Here is a 17,833-nt window from a genome sequence, read left to right as displayed (position 1 = left end):
CCATGGCAGGTGCCCCTGTGCCGCCGCTGCCGGAGCGTGGTTCGCGTCCGCGGTTCGACATCGCCACCGCCTGTGCCCTGACCGGGATCACCGTGCTGATGGTGGTGCTGGGGGAGATCAACCGGCTCTCCGGCGCCGTCCTGGACGACCGGGCGCGGACCTGGCCGTTCACCGACCTGATGGGGCCCTCCCGGTTGCTGGACCACAGCCCCGACGGGTGGCGCTCGGTGGCCCAGGCGCTGGCCCAGGACGGACGGCTGCAGGGGTGGCTCGTCGGGTACCTGCTGCTGGACCTGGTCCTGATCGTGCTCTACGTGACCCTCCTGGGCCGGTTGCTGCACCCGAGCCTGCCCTCGGCATACCGGATCGTCCTGGTCGCCGCCGCCGTCGACCTCACCGAGAACGGGCTGGCCCTGGTCGTCGCCCTCGGCACGGACCACGTCCCGCTGGCGGCGGAGGTCCTCCCGTGGGTCAGCGGGGCCAAGTGGCTGGGCCTCCTGCTGGCCTCCGTCGTGGTGCTGCGCCGGCTGTTCCGGCGGGGCGACCCCAGCTGGCGAAGGGCGGTGGCCCGGGTGCTGCGGGCGCTCTACACCCACCGGTTCTCGGTGGTGGCGCTGCTCCCGCTGCTCACGATGAGCATCCTGCCCGGGCCCGACATGCTCGACCAGCTGCCCGACATCCAGCGGCGCTGGACCGACGACCCCACGGGCCTGGCGCACGGGGTGGCCGCGTCGGTCGCGCTGGCGGTGCTCGGCGTCGTGGTCCTCGTGCTGGGGCGGATGCGCAGCGACTTCACCTGGTGGCGGGTGCACGGGTGGCCCGAGGACGGGGACCGGCCCCAGCCCCTGGTCTGGTTCTGGCTGATCTGCGCCGGTGCGGTCCTGGCGATCGCCGTGCTGCTGCCGGCGGTCACCGGCACGGACGGTCGGAGCTGGCCCCGGGTGTTGGTCTTCGCCGGGGTCCCGGCCGTGATCGGTGCCGCGTCCCTGCTGCTGCGCAGCTGGTTGTCCGGGCCGCCGACGGGGCCGGTCACCCGCTGGGTGCACCGCCAGGTCAGGAGGCCCGACGCGCGGGTGCTGCGGCCGGAGCACGTGCGCCCGGTGCGCGCCGTCGGCGACATCCTCGCGGTGCTGGTGCCGGTGGTCGGTGGGCTCGGGCTGGTCCGGTCGTTCGCCGCCCCCATCGTGCTGGACGGCGGGAGCGCCTGGAGCTGGGTCCTGCTGATGCTCGGCGCGGGGGTCGCGCTGGCGGCCTGGCCGGTGGGCGACGCGGTGCTGGAGCGGCTGGAGCCGACCCAGCACGTCCCACGGACCCGCAGCCAGCGGGTGTGGGGCCGGCTCACCTCGATCCTGTCCCCGGGTCACCCGACGACGCGGCGCCAGACGACCGTGGCCGCGGCCCTGCTGGCCGGCAGCACCCTCGGCCTGCTCGTGGTCGGCTCGCTGCCGGCCCAGCTCGGGGCCGGCGTGGGCGTCATCGCCTGCGTCGTGCTGGCGCTGACCCTGCTGACCACGTTGGTGGCCGGGGCGGTCGTGCTGTTGCAGTACGGCGGGTCCCCGCACGTGTTCTGGCTGCCCGGTATCCGGCTCAGCGTCGCGCCCGTCGTCACCCTGCTGGTGGTCACCCTGCTGGTGGCCGGGACGGTCGGCGGCTCCTCCGACGTGCACGGGGTGCGCAGCGCCGACGCCCGGGAGCGGCCGCTGCCCGCCCGCGCCGACCTGCGCACCGCCTTCGAGGCGTGGCTGGCCGACCCCGGGGCGTGTCGGCATACGGTCACCGCGGGGGGACGCGAGGTGACGTTGCGCCCGATGCTGCTGGTCGCGGCCGAGGGCGGCGGCGTGCGCGGTGCCTACTGGACCGCGGCCGGGCTCGACGTGCTCAGCGGTCGGCAGATGACCTCCGACGGCGGGTCCTGGCTGGCCCCCGCTACCGGGGACGGGGCCTGCGGGGCCCGGTCCACGCTGCTGTCCGGCGGTGCGAGCGGCGGCGCGGTGGGGCTGGCCACCACCCGGTTCGCCCCGGTCGGCGGGGCCCGCGAGGAGGTCGTCCGGATCACCGGGGCCGACGCGCTCGGGTCGGGCGTGGTCGGGTTGTTCGTGCGCGACCTGGTCTACAGCGCGGCGGGCGTGCCGCTGCCGGTGGCGGGTGCGGGGTCGCGGTGGGTGGACCGGGCGGGCCTGATGGAGCGTTCGTGGGAGCACAACACCACCGCGCTGGCGCACCTGTTCCTGCCCGACGAGACGCCGCCGGTCGCCGGCTCCGCCTCCGGGCACCTGGTGCTGACCTCGACGTCCGCCACGACGGGCTGCCGGATGCTGGTGAGCCAGCTCGAGCTCGCCGACCCGGAGCTGCCCGACGACGTCGCCGAGAACGCCGCGCCGGGGCGGACCCTGGGGCTCGGGGGCACGGCCGACGGGGACGCCGCGGCCGAGGGGCCGTCGGCGCCGGCCGACGGTAGCTGCGACGCGCTGGACCGCCCCGCCCCCCGGTCGGTGGACCTGCTGGCCGACTACGCGGCCGCGGAGCCGGGCTGCCTCGGTGAGCTGAGCACCGCCACCGCGAGCATGCTCACCGCCCGCTTTCCCTACGTCACGCCGTCCGGGGTGATCGGGCCGTGCGGTGAGTGGCCGGTGCAGCAGCTGGTCGACGGCGGCTACACCGAGAACACCGGACTGGGCACCCTCGTCGACCTGGCGCCGCAGTGGTTGGTGCTGGTGCAGGAGCACAACCGGGCCGCGCTGGCCGGGTCGGAGGACGCGATCGAGTTGGTGGTGCCGCTGGTCGTCTACCTGGACAACGGGACCGGCAGCGACCTGGCGGCCCCGCGCAACAACCTGACCAACGAGCTGCTGGTGCCGCCAGTCGCCAACAGCCGGGCGGCGAAGTCCCAGTCGGACACCGGCGCACTGCTCCAGCGTGTGGCCGCGCTCACCGGCCCCTGGCGGTTGGGGCTCGGGGCAACGATCGGTCCGGACGTGCCCCACCCCGAGATCGTCGAGGCCATCGAGCAGTGGCGCCCGCACTCGGTCGTGGTGGTCAACCAGACCACCTTCCCCAGCGTCACCGCGCCGCTGGGGTGGGTGCTCTCCCAGGACAGCATGGACACCCTCGACGAGGCGATGCAGCGCCAGGTCGAGAGTCGCTGTGACCCGGCGACGACGCGGGACGTGCTGTGTGCCCGCGGGTTCGGCACCCTGGGTGACGCCCTGGCGGTGCTGGGGGCCGGCTCCTGACGGTGCCGGGTGCCGGGCCGGGACCTGGCAGGATCGGGGTATGGGTGGTGGCGAGCGGACGGCATACCGCGTCTTCCCGGAGTACTCCGCGGACCCGGTGTGGGACCACGAGGGGATGGTCGACCTGGACACCCTCCCGATCACCCCGGCCCTGCGGGACCTGCTGCGCGCGTGGAACGCCGAGTGGGAGCAGTTGGTCGGGGCGGCGGAGGGGCGCTACGAGATCGTCGACGAGGCGGCGCACCGTCGCTGGCAGCGGGCCGGGCGCGGGCTGGCCTCCCGGCTGCAGAGCGAGCTCGGCGGTGCGGGCGTGGTCCGCTACGGGCCCTGACGGGCGCTGGGAGGCGCTTCACCCCGGAACCTGGCGCTATCGACCGGGAAGGTTCTCCTACGAAGAGCAGGATTACCGGGTGACCCGATAATCCTGCAGGGTCCCCGGTCCGCTCAGCGGTCGATGTCGCCGACGACGAAGAACATCGAGCCCAGGATGGCGACCATGTCGCCGACGACGTGGCCGGGGAGCATCCGGGAGAGGACCTGGACGTTGTTGAAGGAGGCCGAGCGGAGCTTGAGGCGGTAGGGCACCTTGTCGCCACGGCTGACCAGGTAGTAGCCGTTGAAGCCGAGCGGGTTCTCCGTGGCCAGGTAGTGCTCGCCCTCGGGCACCTTGAGGACCTTGGGCAGCTTGACGTTGATCGGGCCGTCGGGCAGGTCCCGCAGCACGGCCGTGCAGCGTTCGGCGAGGTCCAGGCTGACCCGCACCTGCTCGAGCAGGACCTCGAGCCGGGCGTGGCAGTCGCCGGCGGTGCGGGTGACGACTCGGCCCGGACCGTCCGGGCCGAACAGCTCGCCGTAGGCGAGGTAGCGCTCGTCGCGGCGCAGGTCGAGGTCGACCCCGGAGGCGCGGGCGATGGGGCCGGAGACGCCGTACTCCCGGACCATCTCGGGGGACAGGACCCCGACGCCGACGGTGCGCCCGCGCAGGATCGGGTTGTCGACCAGCAGCGCCTCCAGCTCGGGGAGCCGGCCACGGACGGCGGCGACGGCGGCGTCCACCCGGTCCAGCCAACCGTCGGGGATGTCCTCGCGCAGTCCGCCGACGCGGGCGATCATGTAGTGCATCCGCCCGCCGCTGATCTCCTCCATCACCGCCTGGAGCTCCTCGCGCTCGCGGAAGGCGTAGAAGATGGGGGTGATCGCGCCGAGCTCCAGCGGGTAGGACCCGAGGAACATCAGGTGGTTGAGCGCCCGGTTCAGCTCGGCCAGCAGGGTCCGGGTCCAGGTCGCCCGCTCCGGGACCTCCATCCCCAGCATCGCCTCGACGGTCAGCGCGACCCCGATCTCGTTGCTGAACGCGGACAGCCAGTCGTGCCGGTTGGCCAGGACCATGATCTGTCGGTAGTCCCGCACCTCGAACAGCTTCTCGGCGCCGCGGTGCATGTAGCCGACGACCGGCTCGGCGGCCACGATGCGCTCGCCGTCGGCGGTGATGCGCAGCCGCAGCACGCCGTGCGTGGCCGGGTGCTGCGGCCCGATGTTGAGCACCATCTCGGTGGTGGTCAGCCCGCCGGCGCCGAGGGCGATGTCGAGGTCCTGTGGCGTCACGGACCCCACGCTAGCCGAGCGGGGCCCCGCCGCAGCCGCTCAGCGCCCACCAGAAGTCGCCGGGTCCGCCGGATGCGGTGATCGCGGTGCGGGCGGTCGACCGGGCCAGGGCGGCCAGGTATGCCGCGGGGTCGCGTCCCGCGAGTTCGTGCGGGGGGAGCGTGGCCGGGCCGAGCAGGTCGCGCAGCGCGTCCCGCTGCCGGACCAGGCGGTCGGCGCCCAGGGTGTCCACGGCCACGTGGGCCGTCAGGTCGCAGGACCCGTCCGGCACGGGTGGGACCTGCACCCCGTTGCGGTATGCCGTGAGGGTGCCACCGGGAGGTCGGCCGGCCCGGGTGTGGCCGTAGTCGACGACGAGCACGGCGCCACGGTCGACACGGCTCGTCAGGTCGGCGAAGGCGGCGTCCCTGGGCCGGCCCACCTCGGTCCGCCAGACGTCGCCGGGCACGTGGGCCTCCAGCCACTGCAGGTCTGCCCCGGCCACCGCGCCGCCATGACGCTCCGTCCCGGTCCGGTCGACCTCCACCGTGTGCCAGACCCCGGCGGCATCCCGCTCCACGACCGGGCAGGGCACGACGTCGAGCCACTCGTGCGCCAGGACCAGGACGTCCCGCAGGCCGGTCAGGTCCTCGGGCAGCGCCGCGCCGCCGGGGGAGACCCGCCAGCCCACGTCTGCCGGGAGGCCCGACGGTCGCGGGACGACGTCCACGCCGAGCAACTGCACGGGGCCGGGTGCCACCGGCCCGGCAACGGTGGCGACCTCCTCCGGGGCACCCGGGAGGGCGGCCAGGGCCGTGAGCAACTCCCCGCGCCCGGCCCCGACCTCGACGACGGTGCGGGCACCGACCCGCCCGGCGAGCTCCCGGACCGCACCGGCCAGGACGGCCCCGGCCGGTCCGAGCCCCTGGGCGGAGGTGGCGAAGTGGCCGGCCGGGCCCTCCGGACGCCGGTAGAAACCCTCGGGGCCGTAGAGCGCCTGCTGCCAGGCGTCGTCCCACGGGGTCCAGGTCACCGGCCCAGTCTCGCGCGTCCGACGCGGATGTCGGAAACCTGCTAGGTCTGGGCGGTCCGAGGGCGCATGCTGGGGGACATGCACGAGGACCGGGAGAGCTGCCTCCGGGCGGTGCGCAGCCGCGACACCCGGTTCGACGGGTGGTTCACCACCGCCGTGACCTCGACCGGCATCTACTGCCGGCCGAGTTGTCCGGCGACCCCACCCCGCGCCGAGCACGTCGTCTTCTACCCCAGCGCGGCGGCCGCCCAGGCGGCCGGCTTCCGCGCCTGCAAGCGGTGCCGCCCCGACGCCAGCCCCGGGTCGCCGGAGTGGAACGCCCGGGAGGACCTGGTGGCCAGGGCGATGCGCCTGGTCGCCGACGGGGTCGTCGACCGCGACGGGGTGGACGGTCTGGCCCGCCGGCTGGGCTACAGCGCGCGCCAGGTGGAGCGCCTGGTCACCGCCGAGCTCGGCGTGGGGCCGCTGGCCCTGGCCCGGGCCCAGCGGGCGCAGACCGCGCGGATCCTGGTGGAGACCACTGACCTGCCGATGGCCGAGGTGGCCTTCGCGGCCGGCTTCTCCAGCGTGCGCTCGTTCAACGACACCGTGCGGGCCGTCTTCGCCGAGACGCCCACCCACCTGCGGCGCCGGGTGCGTCGGAGCCCAACCGTGGGCGGCCGCCGGGACGCAGGACACGTCCCGCCGTCGGACCCGACCGGGTCCCAGCGACTCCGGCTGCGGCTGCCGTTCCGGGCGCCGCTGCACGCGCCGAGCCTGTTCGGCCACCTGGCCGCGACGGCCGTCCCCGGCATCGAGCGCTGGGTGGACGGCTCCCTCGAACGCACCCTCCGGCTGCCCCGGGGCGCGGGCCTGGTGCGCCTGCACCCGCCACGTGACGGCGACCGGCACGTGACCGCCGACCTGTGGCTGCAGGACCTGCGCGACCTGACCACCGCCATCAACCGGTGCCGCCGGTGCCTGGACCTGGACGCCGACCCGGCGGCCGTCGACGAGGTCCTCTCCGCCGACCCGGCGCTGGCGCCGGCCGTGGCGGCACGCCCGGGCGTGCGGCTGCCGGGGACGGTGGATCCGGTCGAGTTCGCGGTGCGGGCCGTCCTCGGGCAACAGGTGTCCACGGCCGCCGCCGCGACGACCACGGGACGACTGGTCCGCGGGCTCGGGGAGCCGTTGCCCCCGTCGCTGGTGCTGCGGCCCGGCCAGCCGGACCTGCTCTTCCCGCGGGTCGCGGACCTGGCGGCAGTGGGCCCGGACGACCCCAGGCTGCCGGGGATGCCGGCGAGCCGGCGCCGCGCCCTGCTGGCCCTGGCGACGGCCGCGGCGGACGGCAGCCTCGACCTGGGGGCCGACGCCGTCCGGGACGGGGTGCGCGCCCGGCTCGACGCGCTGCCGGGGGTGGGGCCGTGGACGCGCGAGGTGATCGCGTTGCGCGGCCTCGGCGACCCGGACGCCTTCCCGGTCACCGACCTCGGCGTGCGGGCGGGTGCCGCCGCCCTCGGCCTGCCGGTCGACCAGCGCGGGCTGCTGGCGCGGGCGGAGGATTGGCGACCCTGGCGCGCCTACGCGGTCCAGGCGCTGTGGGCCGCGACCACCCACCCGGTAGCCACCCTGCCCGTACAGACCCAGGAGATCGCGTGAACGGACGGCACGAAGGAGCGCGTATGGACGCCACGACCGGCACGGGTCCCGGCCGGGTCCGGGTCGAGGTGGGGAGCCCGATCGGGACGCTCACGCTGGTGGCCGACGGCGACCGCCTGGCGGGGGTCTACATGGAGGCGCACCGGCACGCACCCCCGCCCGAGGCGTGGGGGCCGCGCGTCGACCCGGGGCAGGCCCCGCCGGTGCTGCGCGACACGGCCAGCCAGCTGTCGGCATACTTCGCCGGCGAACTCACCCACTTCGACCTGCCGCTGGCGCCGGCCGGCACGGAGTTCCAACAGCGGGTGTGGTCCACCCTGCGGACGATCCCGTACGGCACCACCTGGAGCTACGCCCAGCTGGCCGAGCGGATCGGCGCCCCCGGCGCCGCACGGGCCGTCGGGCTGGCCAACGGACGGAATCCGATCAGCATCGTCGTACCCTGCCACCGGGTGGTCGGCGCCGACGGGTCGCTGACCGGCTACGGCGGTGGCGTGGAGCGCAAGCGGACCCTCCTGCTGCTCGAGGAGCGGGTCAGCGGCGCTTCGTTGTGGTGAGGTGCGGCTGGGTACCCTGAGGTAGTGACCGACGCGCGCACCCCGACCGACACCCAGCCCACCACGTCCCCGGACACCAGCCCGTCCGTGGAGGACCTGCCGGAGCAGATGCGGGTGCGGCGGGCCAAGCGTGACCAACTGCTCGCCGAGGGTGGGCAGGCCTACCCGATCCAGGTTCCCGTGACCCACACCATCCCCCAGGTCCGGGAGCAGTGGGCCCACCTGGAGACCGGGGAGGAGACCCAGGACGTCGTCGGGGTCGCCGGACGCGTGGTCTTCGTGCGCAACACCGGCAAGCTGTGTTTCGCCTCCCTGCAGGCCGGCGACGGCACCCGGCTGCAGGCCATGCTCAGCCTCGCGGAGGTCGGCGAGGAGTCCCTGGCGCGCTGGAAGTCGCTGGTCGACCTCGGCGACCACGTGTTCGTCCACGGCCGGGTGATCAGCAGCCGGCGGGGCGAGTTGTCGGTGATGGCCGACCAGTGGCAGATGGCCAGCAAGGCGCTGCGCCCGCTCCCCGTCCTGCACAAGGAACTGTCCGAGGAGGAGCGGGTCCGGCGGCGGTATGTCGACCTGGTCGTGCGCGAGGACGCTCGCCGGGCCGTGCGGGACCGGGCCGCGGTGATGCACGCCATCCGCGGGGTGCTGGTGGACGAGGGCTACGTGGAGATCGAGACGCCCGTGCTGCAGACCATCCACGGTGGGGCCACGGCCCGCCCGTTCCGGACCCACCTGAATGCCTTTGACCTCCCGATGAGCCTGCGGATCGCCCTGGAACTCAATCTCAAGAAGGCCGTTGTCGGGGGCATCGAGCGGGTCTACGAGATCGGGCCGGTCTTCCGTAACGAAGGAATCGACTCCACGCACAGCCCGGAGTTCACGATGGTCGAGGCCTATCAGGCCTATGGTGACCAGCACTCCATCGCGGAACTGACCCAACGAATGATTCTCGCGGCGGCCGATGCCGTGGGGTCACGTCAAATCGAAACGCCGGCAGGGGTGATCGATCTCGATGGCGAATGGACCTGGTTGCGCTTCTATGAAGGACTGTCCGACGCGGTCGGCGTGACCGTGGATGTCGCCACCCCGGTCGAGGACCTGCTCCGTATTGCGCAGGACCGAGAGGTCCAGGTGGACCCGAATTGGAGCGGGCAGAAGATGGCCCTCGAACTCTTCGGTGAACTCGTGGAGCCCGGCCTGCTCCAGCCCACCTTCGTCTGCGACTACCCGCCGCTGGCGCAGCCCCTGGCGCGACAGCACCGGGACCGTCCGGACCTGATCGAGGCCTGGGACCTCATCATCGGCGGGACCGAGCGCGGCACAGGCTTCTCGGAGCTGATTGACCCTGTGGTGCAACGGGAACGGCTGACCGAGCAGTCCCTGCTGGCTGCAGCCGGGGACCCGGAGGCGATGCAGCTGGACGAGGACTTCCTGCGGGCCCTCGAGCACGGCGCACCACCCATGGGTGGGGTCGGCGTGGGCATCGACCGGGTGCTCATGTTGCTGGGCGGCACCGGCATTCGGGAGACTATTCTGTTCCCCTTCGTGAAACCCGAGGCGTGAGATGAGCTGGCTATCGGACTTGTGGCCGTATGTGGCCGCACTCCTGCCCACGGCGGGATTGTTGTACCTCTTCTACGTGATCATGAAACACATCATCGAGGGAGACCGGCGGGAACGCGCCGCGGTCCGCCAGTGGGAGCAGGAACTCGAGGACCGGCGACGCGAGACCGACGGGAATATCCGACCTTCATCGTGATCTGCGCGACACCGTTCCTGATAAAACCCTGAATTGCCTTTGCATTTGTTCTCCGGTCACGTAGATTAACTCCGAATGCAATCCGCACTCAGTTCAGACTGACGAATGGAGAACGGTTACATGGCACAGCGAGTTCAGGTGATTCTCGTCGATGACCTGTCGGGGGGAGAGGCGGAAGAGACCGTGGAGTTCGGTCTGGACGGCGTGACCTACGAGGTCGACCTGTCCACCCAGAACGCCGCCAAGCTGCGTGAGGACCTGGCGCCCTGGATCGGCGTGGCACGCCGCTCCGGTGGTCGTCGCCAGACCCGCCGCCGCAGCTCGGGTGGCCCCAGCAGCTCCACCCGTGAGGAGCTGGCCCGGATGCGCGAGTGGGGCCGGGAGAACGGTTTCAAGGTGAGCGACCGCGGGCGGGTCTCCCAGGAGGTCCAGGAGGCCTACCGGGCGGCGCACTGATCGCGACCACCTCCCCGCACGATCGGGAGGAACTGGCCCCCGACGCCCGGCTGGGTGTCGGGGGCCAGTCGCGTGCTCAGCGTCCGAGCACCTCGTCGTAGGTCACCTGGACCAGGCTCCCGGAGCCGTCGGCGGCGGCCTCCACCTCGGCCCACTCGCGGGGTGCCGCCACCTGGGGCCGCTCCCGGCCCCGCAGCGAGTAGGGACAGATGGTCGTCTTCGCGGCATTGTTCTGCGACCAGTCGAGGAAGACCTTGCCGGGGCGCAGCGCCTTGGTCATCTTCCACACCACCAGGTCGGGGTGGCGCTCGGCCAGCAGCTGCGCCAGGGTCCGTGCCACCTCGCTCACCTCCTCGGACGTGCGGTCCCCGTCCAGCTCGGCATACAGCTGCATCCCCTTGCTCCCGCTGGTGACCGGCTGGGTGTCCAGTCCCACCGCCGCCAACTGGTCGCGCACGAGCACCGCCACCCGGGCGCACTCGGTCAGGCCGGCGCCGGGGCCGGGGTCCAGGTCGACGACCATCCGGTCCGGGGGCAGGGGGTGCCCGTCCCCGTCCACCCGCCACTGCGGGACGTGCAGCTCAAGGGACCCGAGGTTGACCAGGTAGACCAGCGTGGGCAGGTCCTCCACGAGGGGGTAGGTGACCGACTCCCGGCCGGACCGCGACCCGTGCCCCCGGATGGTCACCGAGCGCAGCCAGTCCGGCGCCCCGCTGGGTAGGTTCTTCTCGAAGAAGCTCTGCCCCGAGACCCCGTGCGGCCAGCGGATCCGCGTCACCGGGCGGCCGGCGAGCCGGGGGAGCAATCGGTCGGCGGCCTGCACGTAGTACTGGAGCACCTCGCCCTTGGTGGTGCCGGTGGCGGGGAACAGCACCTTGTCCAGGCTGCTGACCCGGAGGGTGCGCCCACCGACGCTCACCGACTGCACGGGGCCGCTGGCCATCTCAGAGCTCCTCCGGCGTCAGGTCGGGTCGCCAGCCCTGGTAGCTGGGCTGGCGCAACCGTCCCGCCCCGGTCAGGCCCAGCGACGCGACGTCCACCACGAGCTCGGGTCGCACCCAGGTCGCCCCCGCCCGGTCCACGGCCGGCACCTCGTCGACGAACGGGCAGTCCACCCGGGGCAGCGCCGCCAGGTGCTCCTGCAGCGCGGCGCCGGCCTTCCCGGCGAGCCCGCTGCCCACCCGCCCGCGGAAGGTCAACCCGCCGGGGGCGGGGGCGCCCACGAGCAGGGCGCCGAGGCGGGAGCGGCCGGTCTCCGGGCGCCACCCGCCGACCACCCAGCTGGTGGTCGCCCGGTGCGGGAACTTCACCCAGTCCGGGCTGCGCACGCCCGGGAGGTATGCCGAGTCGCGCCGCTTGCTGACGATCCCCTCCAGCCCCTGCTCGGCGGTCGCCGCAAGCAGCCCCCGGCCGTCGGCATACACCGGGGACACCTGCCAGGGCCCACGCTCGGGCAGGATGCGCTCCAGCGCGTCGCGGCGCTGGCTCCACGGCAGCACGGTGAGGTCCAACCCGTCGACCCGCAGCAGGTCGAAGGCGATGTAGGTGGCGGGACGGGCGGCCGCCAGCTGTGCCGCCTTGCGTGCCGACGTGGTGTGCACCCGCTCGGCGAGTCGCTGGAAGGAGGGGATCCCGTCGGCCAGCGAGACGAGCTCGCCGTCCAGCAGGAGGTCCTCGGCGACGCCGACGAGGGGACCGAGCTCGGGGAATGCCACGGTGACGTCCCGCTCGGTGCGGGTGCTCAGCCGCAGCGTGCCGTCGGTGACCTCGGCCAGCAGCCGGATCCCGTCCCACTTCAGCTCGTGGGCCCAGCCGGGACCGTCGGGGACGGGGGCTGCGGCGCGACCGGGCGGCCGTCCCGGAGTGGCGAGCATGGGGCGCATGGGTCCATCCTGTAACAGTGCGAGCAATCTGGAAGGGTGCCGTGTCGTTCGGGCTGGTCAACGTGCCCGTGCGGCTGTATTCCGCGACCGAGAACCACGACCTGAGCTTCCACCAGGTCCGGCGCAGCGACGGGAGCCGGATCAAGTACAAGCGGGTGGCGCAGGCCGACGGGGAGGAGGTGCCCTACAAGGAGATCGCCAAGGCGTACGAGACCGCCGACGGCAAGACCGTCGTGCTCACCGACGAGGACTTCAAGTCGCTGCCGAACCGATCCTCCAAGGAGATCAGCGTCGAACGGTTCGTGCCCGCCGACCAGATCGACCCGATCCTCTACGACAAGGCCTACTACATCGAGCCCGACGCGATGGGGGCCAAGGCCTACGGGCTGCTGCGCGAGGCGTTGCGGGAGAGCGACCGGGTGGCCGTGGTCACGGTCTCCGTGCGCACCCGGATGACCATGGCGGTGCTGCGCGTGCTCGACGACGCCATCCTGATGCAGACCCTGCTGTGGCCGGACGAGGTGCGGGACGTCGGCGAGCTGGACCACCTGGACGAGGTGGGGGAGCCCAAGGACAGCGAGGTCGCGATGGCCCGGATGCTGGTCGACTCGATGGCCGGTGACTTCGAGCCCGATGCCTACGAGGACGACTACACGGTGGCCGTGGAGCAGTTGGTCCAGGCCAAGATCGAGGGGGGCGACGTCTCCGAGGTCGCCGAGACCGAGGAGGAGGACGACGGCCAGGTGGTGGACCTGCTGGCGGCCCTGCAGCGCAGCGTCGACCGGGCCAAGGCCTCCCGGGGGGAGGCCGGCGCCGACCCGGACGACGGGGAGGACGCCGGTGCCTCGAAGACCTCCAAGCCCAGCGCACGCAAGGGCGCCGCGGTGAAGAAGACCGCCTCGACGGACAAGGGCACGGCGAAGTCCTCGACCACGAAGGCCTCCACCACGAAGTCCACGGCCAAGAAGTCCACGGCCAAGAAGTCCACGACGAAGAAGACGGCCGCCAAGCGGTCGACGACGAAGAAGAAGGCGGGGTAGTCCGCCGGCGTCGTAGACCCCGCGCGGTCAGGGTTGCGCGGTCAGGGTGCCGTCGTGGCGCCCGCGTCGTCCCCGACGACCTCCTCGTGCGCCGCCTTCGGGCTGCACTTCACGCTCTGGTCCAGCTCGATGAGGCTGCGCCGCAGCGGCTCGGTCAGCGCGTCGGTGAGTTCCTTGCCGGCCTCGGTGGTGGTGGTCACCGACAGCACGTAGGGCACCTGCTGGCCCTCGTCCGGGCTGCCCACCGGCGCGCCGCACGGCACGATCGCGTATGCGGCGCCGGGCACGACGTAGGACTCGCCCAGGTAGTCCGGTCCCGGCTCCGCGTCGTCGCGGCCTGCCATCTCCGAGCGGATCTGCTCGGCCGCGTCCTCGGCGTCCGCCTGGATCTGGAAGGCCATGACCGTCTCGGTCTCGGTCGAGTCCTCCTCGACCGGGAGCACCACCTCGCACAGGTGGCCGCTCTCGTCGTTCTGCCGCAGGACCTCGCGGGCCTCTGCCTGGCGACCGTCCGTGGCCACGGCGACCGAGTCCTCCTTGATCATCCGGCACCACCAGCCGCTGGTGGGGATGCTGCCCTCCAACCCGTCGGCTGCCGCGGTGCTGGTCGCATCGTCGTCGGTCCCGGCGTCGTCGCCGCTGCAGGCGCCCAGCCCCAGGGCCAACGCGCCCAGGGTGAGGGCTGTCAAGGCGTGTCGCGCGATCCGCATCGATTCTCCTCCGGTCTCCTCGGTGTCCGCCCGGGCCCTGCGTCCTGCACGGTTGCGCCCTGGCTGGCTCGGCCGCCGATTATCACCCACCCGCCTGGATGCTTCTGCCGTGGGCGAACAGTGCCCCCCGAGGCTGCCAGGTGTGGAACAGTGCTGCGCACGAGGGCGTTGAGGCCAGCAGACGCACGTAGCATCGAGGGAAGTTCGCTGCTCTCATGCCAATCTGTCAGGAGTGACGATGTTCGAACGGTTCACCGACCGCGCCAGGCGAGTGGTGGTGCTCGCGCAGGAAGAGGCGCGCATGCTCAACCACAACTACATCGGGACCGAGCACATCCTGCTCGGCCTGATCCACGAGGGCGAGGGCGTGGCAGCCAAGGCGCTGGAGTCCCTCGGTATCTCCCTGGACGCGGTGCGCGAGCAGGTGCAGGAGATCATCGGTCAGGGGCAGCAGTCCCCGACCGGCCACATCCCGTTCACCCCGCGCGCCAAGAAGGTGCTGGAGCTCTCGCTGCGCGAGGGCCTGCAGCTGGGCCACAACTACATCGGGACCGAGCACATCCTGCTCGGCCTGATCCGCGAGGGCGAGGGCGTGGCCGCCCAGGTGCTGGTCAAGCTGGGCGCCGACCTCAACAAGGTCCGCCAGCAGGTGATCCAGCTGCTGTCCGGCTACCAGGGCAAGGAGGCCGCGACCGCCGGTGTCGGGGCGGGCGCCCAGGAGGGCACCCCCTCCGGTTCCCTGGTGCTCGACCAGTTCGGCCGCAACCTGACCCAGGCGGCCCGGGAGGGCAAGCTCGACCCGGTCATCGGTCGCCAGCAGGAGATCGAGCGGGTCATGCAGGTGCTGTCCCGGCGCACCAAGAACAACCCGGTGCTGATCGGCGAGCCCGGCGTCGGCAAGACCGCCGTCGTCGAGGGCCTCGCCACCGACATCGTGCGCGGTGAGGTGCCGGAGACGCTGAAGGACAAGCAGCTCTATACCCTGGACCTCGGGGCCCTGGTGGCCGGTTCCCGCTACCGCGGTGACTTCGAGGAGCGGCTGAAGAAGGTCCTCAAGGAGATCCGCACCCGCGGCGACATCATCCTGTTCATCGACGAGATCCACACCCTCGTCGGGGCCGGTGCCGCCGAGGGCGCCATCGACGCCGCCAGCATCCTGAAGCCGATGCTGGCCCGCGGTGAGCTGCAGACGATCGGCGCGACCACGCTGGATGAGTACCGCAAGCACATCGAGAAGGACGCGGCGCTGGAGCGCCGGTTCCAGCCGATCCAGGTCGCCGAGCCCACGCTGAGCCACGCGATCGAGATCCTGAAGGGTCTGCGGGACCGCTACGAGGCGCACCACCGGGTGTCCATCACCGACGGCGCCCTGGTGGCCGCCGCCAACATGGCCGACCGCTACATCAACGACCGCTACCTGCCGGACAAGGCGATCGACCTGATCGACGAGGCCGGGGCCCGGTTGCGGATCCGCCGGATGACCGCTCCGCCGGACCTGCGCGACTTCGACGAGAAGATCTCGCACGCCAAGCGGGAGAAGGAGTCCGCGATCGACGCGCAGGACTTCGAGAAGGCGGCCCGGCTGCGCGACGAGGAGCACAAGCTCACCCAGGCGCGCGCCGAGCGGGAGAAGGAGTGGAAGGCCGGCGACATGGACGTCGTCGCCGAGGTCGACGAGGAGCTGATCGCCGAGGTGCTCGCCGCGGCGACCGGGATCCCGGTCTTCAAGCTCACCGAGGAGGAGTCCAGCAAGCTGCTCAACATGGAGGACGAGCTGCACAAGCGGATCGTCGGGATGGACGACGCCATCAAGGCGCTGTCCCAGGCCATCCGGCGCACCCGGGCCGGCCTGAAGGACCCGCGGCGTCCCGGAGGTTCGTTCATCTTCGCCGGCCCGACCGGCGTCGGGAAGACCGAGCTGGCCAAGACGCTGGCCGAGTTCCTGTTCGGCGACGAGGACGCGCTCATCACGCTGGACATGTCCGAGTACTCCGAGAAGCACACGGTGTCCCGGATGTTCGGTTCGCCCCCCGGCTACGTCGGCTACGAGGAGGGCGGTCAGCTGACCGAGAAGGTGCGGCGCAAGCCGTTCTCGGTGGTCCTGTTCGACGAGGTCGAGAAGGCCCACCCGGACATCTTCAACAGCCTGTTGCAGATCCTGGAGGACGGCCGTCTGACCGACTCCCAGGGCCGGGTCGTGGACTTCAAGAACACGGTCATCATCATGACCACCAACCTGGGCACCCGCGACATCGCCAAGGGCGTCTCGCTCGGCTTCAGCTCCGGCAACGACGGGGCCGGCGACTACGAGCGGATGAAGAACAAGGTCACCGACGAGCTCAAGCAGCACTTCCGTCCGGAGTTCCTCAACCGGGTCGACGACACCATCGTCTTCCCGCAGCTGTCGCAGGAGGAGATCGTCCAGATCGTCGACCTGATGATCGCCAAGCTCGACGAGCGGCTCAAGGACAAGGACATGGGCATCGAGCTCACCCAGGCGGCCAAGGACCTGTTGGCCAAGAAGGGCTACGACCCGGTGCTGGGCGCGCGGCCGCTGCGGCGCGCGATCCAGCGGGAGATCGAGGACGCCCTCTCGGAGAAGATCCTGTTCGGCGAGCTGACCGCGGGGCAGATCGTCCTCGTGGACACCAACGGCGAGGGCCGCGACGAGGCCTTCACGTTCACCGGAGCGGCCAAGTCCCGCACCCCGGACACCATCCCGGTGGAGGCCACCAGCAGCGAGTGACCTCCAGTGCCGAGCGGCCCGGACCCCGACGGGGCCCGGGCCGCTCGCCTGTCACGGGGCAGGGCGCCCGACGGGCATAATCGGGGGCGTGCCTGTCTCCCTGGATCCGATCGATGACCCTGCCGAGTTCAACCGCGTGGTCGCCGCCCAGCCGTTCACCAGCCCGTTGCAGAGCTGGGGCTACGGCGAGGCCCGCAAGGTGCTGGGCCAGCAGCCCATGCGCTTCCTGGTGCGCCGCAACGGCTCCACGGTGGGTGCCCTGCAACTCCTGCGCAAGCGGCTCGTCCCCGGCCTTAGCACGCTCTACGCACCCCGCGGGCCCGCCCTGGAGGACGTCGCGCTGCTGCCCGAGCTCGCCCCGGCGCTGCGCCGCCTCGCCAAGGTGACCGATGCCTACCTGAAGGTGGAGCCGCCCAGGGCCATCCCGGCCGCGTCGGGCGACGTGGGCCAGGCCGAGGACGTCGCCGCCGACCAGCGGGACGTGCCCCCGGCATACGGGGCCTTCCACCGGGCCAAGACCGAGCAGCCCGAGCACACCATCCTGGCCGACCTGACCCGTCCCGAGGACGAGCTCTTCTCCGGTCTGCACAAGATGGCCCGCCGCAACGTGCGGACCGCGCAGAAGATGGGGGTGCAGGCCGGTCGCGACGACGACTTCGAGGCGTTCTGGCACATCTTTGACCAGACCAACACCCGGGCCCAGCTCGGCGCGTTCCCGCGGGCCTACTACGAGACGCTGTTCCGCGAGGGCAACAAGCACGGTTCCGAGACCTACCTGGTGCTCTCCCGGCACGAGGGTCAGGCGCTGGCCGGTGGCTTCTTCCTGGGGCTGGGGGAGTCCACCCTCTACCTGTACGGCGGCAGCGTCCGGGACGACCGGCCGCCCGCCGAGGGTCAGGACAAGCGCAAGGACGCCAAGGCCCCCGACGCCTTCTACTGGAACGCCATGCTGGACGCCAAGGAGCACGGCTACTCGGTCTTCGACTTCTGGGGGATCCCCCGGGTGCTGGACGAGTCCAAGCACTCCTTCGGGGTGTTCAAGATGAAGTTGAAGTTCAGCACCGACCGCTACTGGTTCCCCGCCTACGACCTGAGGCTGAGTCCCGTCGCCACCCCCGTCGTCAAGGCGCTGCACGCCCGGCGCAAGCTGCTCAACTACCGCTCCCGCGGGACCACCGACGACATCCTGTGACCTGA

The 17,833-nt window shown here is 72.2% G+C and carries 15 protein-coding genes; 10 read left to right on the top strand and 5 right to left on the bottom strand.

The window, feature by feature from the left end; all coding sequences use genetic code 11:
* Nucleotides 1–2 precede the first annotated feature (2 nt).
* Together FB467_RS16915 and FB467_RS16910 are read left to right on the top strand one after the other, a co-directional pair.
* Nucleotides 3–3,233, top strand: a complete 3,231-nt coding sequence (locus FB467_RS16915; protein ID WP_141786135.1) for a hypothetical protein — start codon at nucleotides 3–5, stop codon at nucleotides 3,231–3,233.
* 40 nt (nucleotides 3,234–3,273) lie between these two features.
* Nucleotides 3,274–3,564 carry a hypothetical protein gene (locus FB467_RS16910; protein WP_141786134.1) on the top strand — a complete coding sequence of 97 codons (291 nt, stop codon included), beginning with the start codon at nucleotides 3,274–3,276 and terminating at the stop codon, nucleotides 3,562–3,564.
* A 113-nt stretch (nucleotides 3,565–3,677) separates the two neighbouring features.
* On the opposite strand, the gene FB467_RS16905 is transcribed toward FB467_RS16910, so the two are convergent.
* Nucleotides 3,678–4,781 (bottom strand): NADH-quinone oxidoreductase subunit D, encoded by a 1,104-nt coding sequence (locus FB467_RS16905; protein WP_141786749.1) that lies wholly within the window; start codon nucleotides 4,779–4,781, stop codon nucleotides 3,678–3,680.
* Between the two features lie 67 nt (nucleotides 4,782–4,848).
* Nucleotides 4,849–5,850 carry an SAM-dependent methyltransferase gene (locus FB467_RS16900; RefSeq protein WP_141786133.1) on the bottom strand — a complete coding sequence of 334 codons (1,002 nt, stop codon included), beginning with the start codon at nucleotides 5,848–5,850 and terminating at the stop codon, nucleotides 4,849–4,851.
* Nucleotides 5,851–5,928: 78 nt separating this feature from the next.
* On the opposite strand from FB467_RS16900, the gene FB467_RS16895 reads away from it, so the two are divergent.
* The 5 genes from FB467_RS16895 (at nucleotide 5,929) to FB467_RS16875 (ending at nucleotide 10,257) form a co-directional block, all read left to right on the top strand.
* The gene (locus FB467_RS16895; RefSeq protein ID WP_141786132.1) at nucleotides 5,929–7,488 is read left to right on the top strand and encodes an AlkA N-terminal domain-containing protein; all 1,560 of its coding nucleotides are present in this window, start codon (nucleotides 5,929–5,931) and stop codon (nucleotides 7,486–7,488) included.
* Between the two features lie 23 nt (nucleotides 7,489–7,511).
* Nucleotides 7,512–8,045 (top strand): methylated-DNA--[protein]-cysteine S-methyltransferase, encoded by a 534-nt coding sequence (locus FB467_RS16890; RefSeq protein ID WP_141786131.1) that lies wholly within the window; start codon nucleotides 7,512–7,514, stop codon nucleotides 8,043–8,045.
* Between the two features lie 108 nt (nucleotides 8,046–8,153).
* The gene (gene lysS / locus FB467_RS16885) at nucleotides 8,154–9,605 is read left to right on the top strand and encodes a lysine--tRNA ligase (RefSeq protein WP_141786748.1); all 1,452 of its coding nucleotides are present in this window, start codon (nucleotides 8,154–8,156) and stop codon (nucleotides 9,603–9,605) included.
* Between the two features lies 1 nt (nucleotide 9,606).
* The gene (locus tag FB467_RS16880) at nucleotides 9,607–9,801 is read left to right on the top strand and encodes a hypothetical protein (protein ID WP_141786130.1); all 195 of its coding nucleotides are present in this window, start codon (nucleotides 9,607–9,609) and stop codon (nucleotides 9,799–9,801) included.
* 120 nt (nucleotides 9,802–9,921) lie between these two features.
* Entirely contained in the window at nucleotides 9,922–10,257 is a 336-nt protein-coding gene (locus FB467_RS16875) for a histone-like nucleoid-structuring protein Lsr2 (protein ID WP_141786129.1), read from the top strand.
* A 76-nt stretch (nucleotides 10,258–10,333) separates the two neighbouring features.
* On the opposite strand, the gene ligD (FB467_RS16870) is transcribed toward FB467_RS16875, so the two are convergent.
* Nucleotides 10,334–11,200: a non-homologous end-joining DNA ligase gene (ligD, locus tag FB467_RS16870; RefSeq protein WP_141786128.1), complete on the bottom strand. Its 867-nt coding sequence runs from the start codon at nucleotides 11,198–11,200 to the stop codon at nucleotides 10,334–10,336.
* Between the two features lies 1 nt (nucleotide 11,201).
* Nucleotides 11,202–12,140 (bottom strand): non-homologous end-joining DNA ligase, encoded by a 939-nt coding sequence (gene ligD / locus FB467_RS16865; protein ID WP_141786127.1) that lies wholly within the window; start codon nucleotides 12,138–12,140, stop codon nucleotides 11,202–11,204.
* Between the two features lie 17 nt (nucleotides 12,141–12,157).
* Here ligD (FB467_RS16865) and ku point away from each other — a divergent pair, with 17 nt between their 5' ends.
* Complete coding sequence (ku, locus tag FB467_RS16860; protein WP_141786126.1) at nucleotides 12,158–13,180, top strand: non-homologous end joining protein Ku; 1,023 nt, start codon at nucleotides 12,158–12,160, stop codon at nucleotides 13,178–13,180.
* A gap of 41 nt (nucleotides 13,181–13,221) precedes the next feature.
* Here ku and FB467_RS16855 read toward each other — a convergent pair whose 3' ends face one another.
* Nucleotides 13,222–13,890: a hypothetical protein gene (locus tag FB467_RS16855; protein ID WP_141786125.1), complete on the bottom strand. Its 669-nt coding sequence runs from the start codon at nucleotides 13,888–13,890 to the stop codon at nucleotides 13,222–13,224.
* 238 nt (nucleotides 13,891–14,128) lie between these two features.
* Between FB467_RS16855 and FB467_RS16850 the strand changes: the two genes are divergently transcribed.
* Together FB467_RS16850 and FB467_RS16845 are read left to right on the top strand one after the other, a co-directional pair.
* Nucleotides 14,129–16,636 carry an ATP-dependent Clp protease ATP-binding subunit gene (locus FB467_RS16850; protein ID WP_141786124.1) on the top strand — a complete coding sequence of 836 codons (2,508 nt, stop codon included), beginning with the start codon at nucleotides 14,129–14,131 and terminating at the stop codon, nucleotides 16,634–16,636.
* 88 nt (nucleotides 16,637–16,724) lie between these two features.
* Nucleotides 16,725–17,828, top strand: a complete 1,104-nt coding sequence (locus FB467_RS16845; RefSeq protein ID WP_141786123.1) for a lipid II:glycine glycyltransferase FemX — start codon at nucleotides 16,725–16,727, stop codon at nucleotides 17,826–17,828.
* Nucleotides 17,829–17,833: the final 5 nt, after the last annotated feature.

The organism is Ornithinicoccus hortensis (genome assembly GCF_006716185.1).
GTDB classification, from domain to species: Bacteria; Actinomycetota; Actinomycetes; order Actinomycetales; family Dermatophilaceae; genus Ornithinicoccus; species Ornithinicoccus hortensis.
This window is presented reverse-complemented; position numbering and strand designations above follow the sequence as displayed.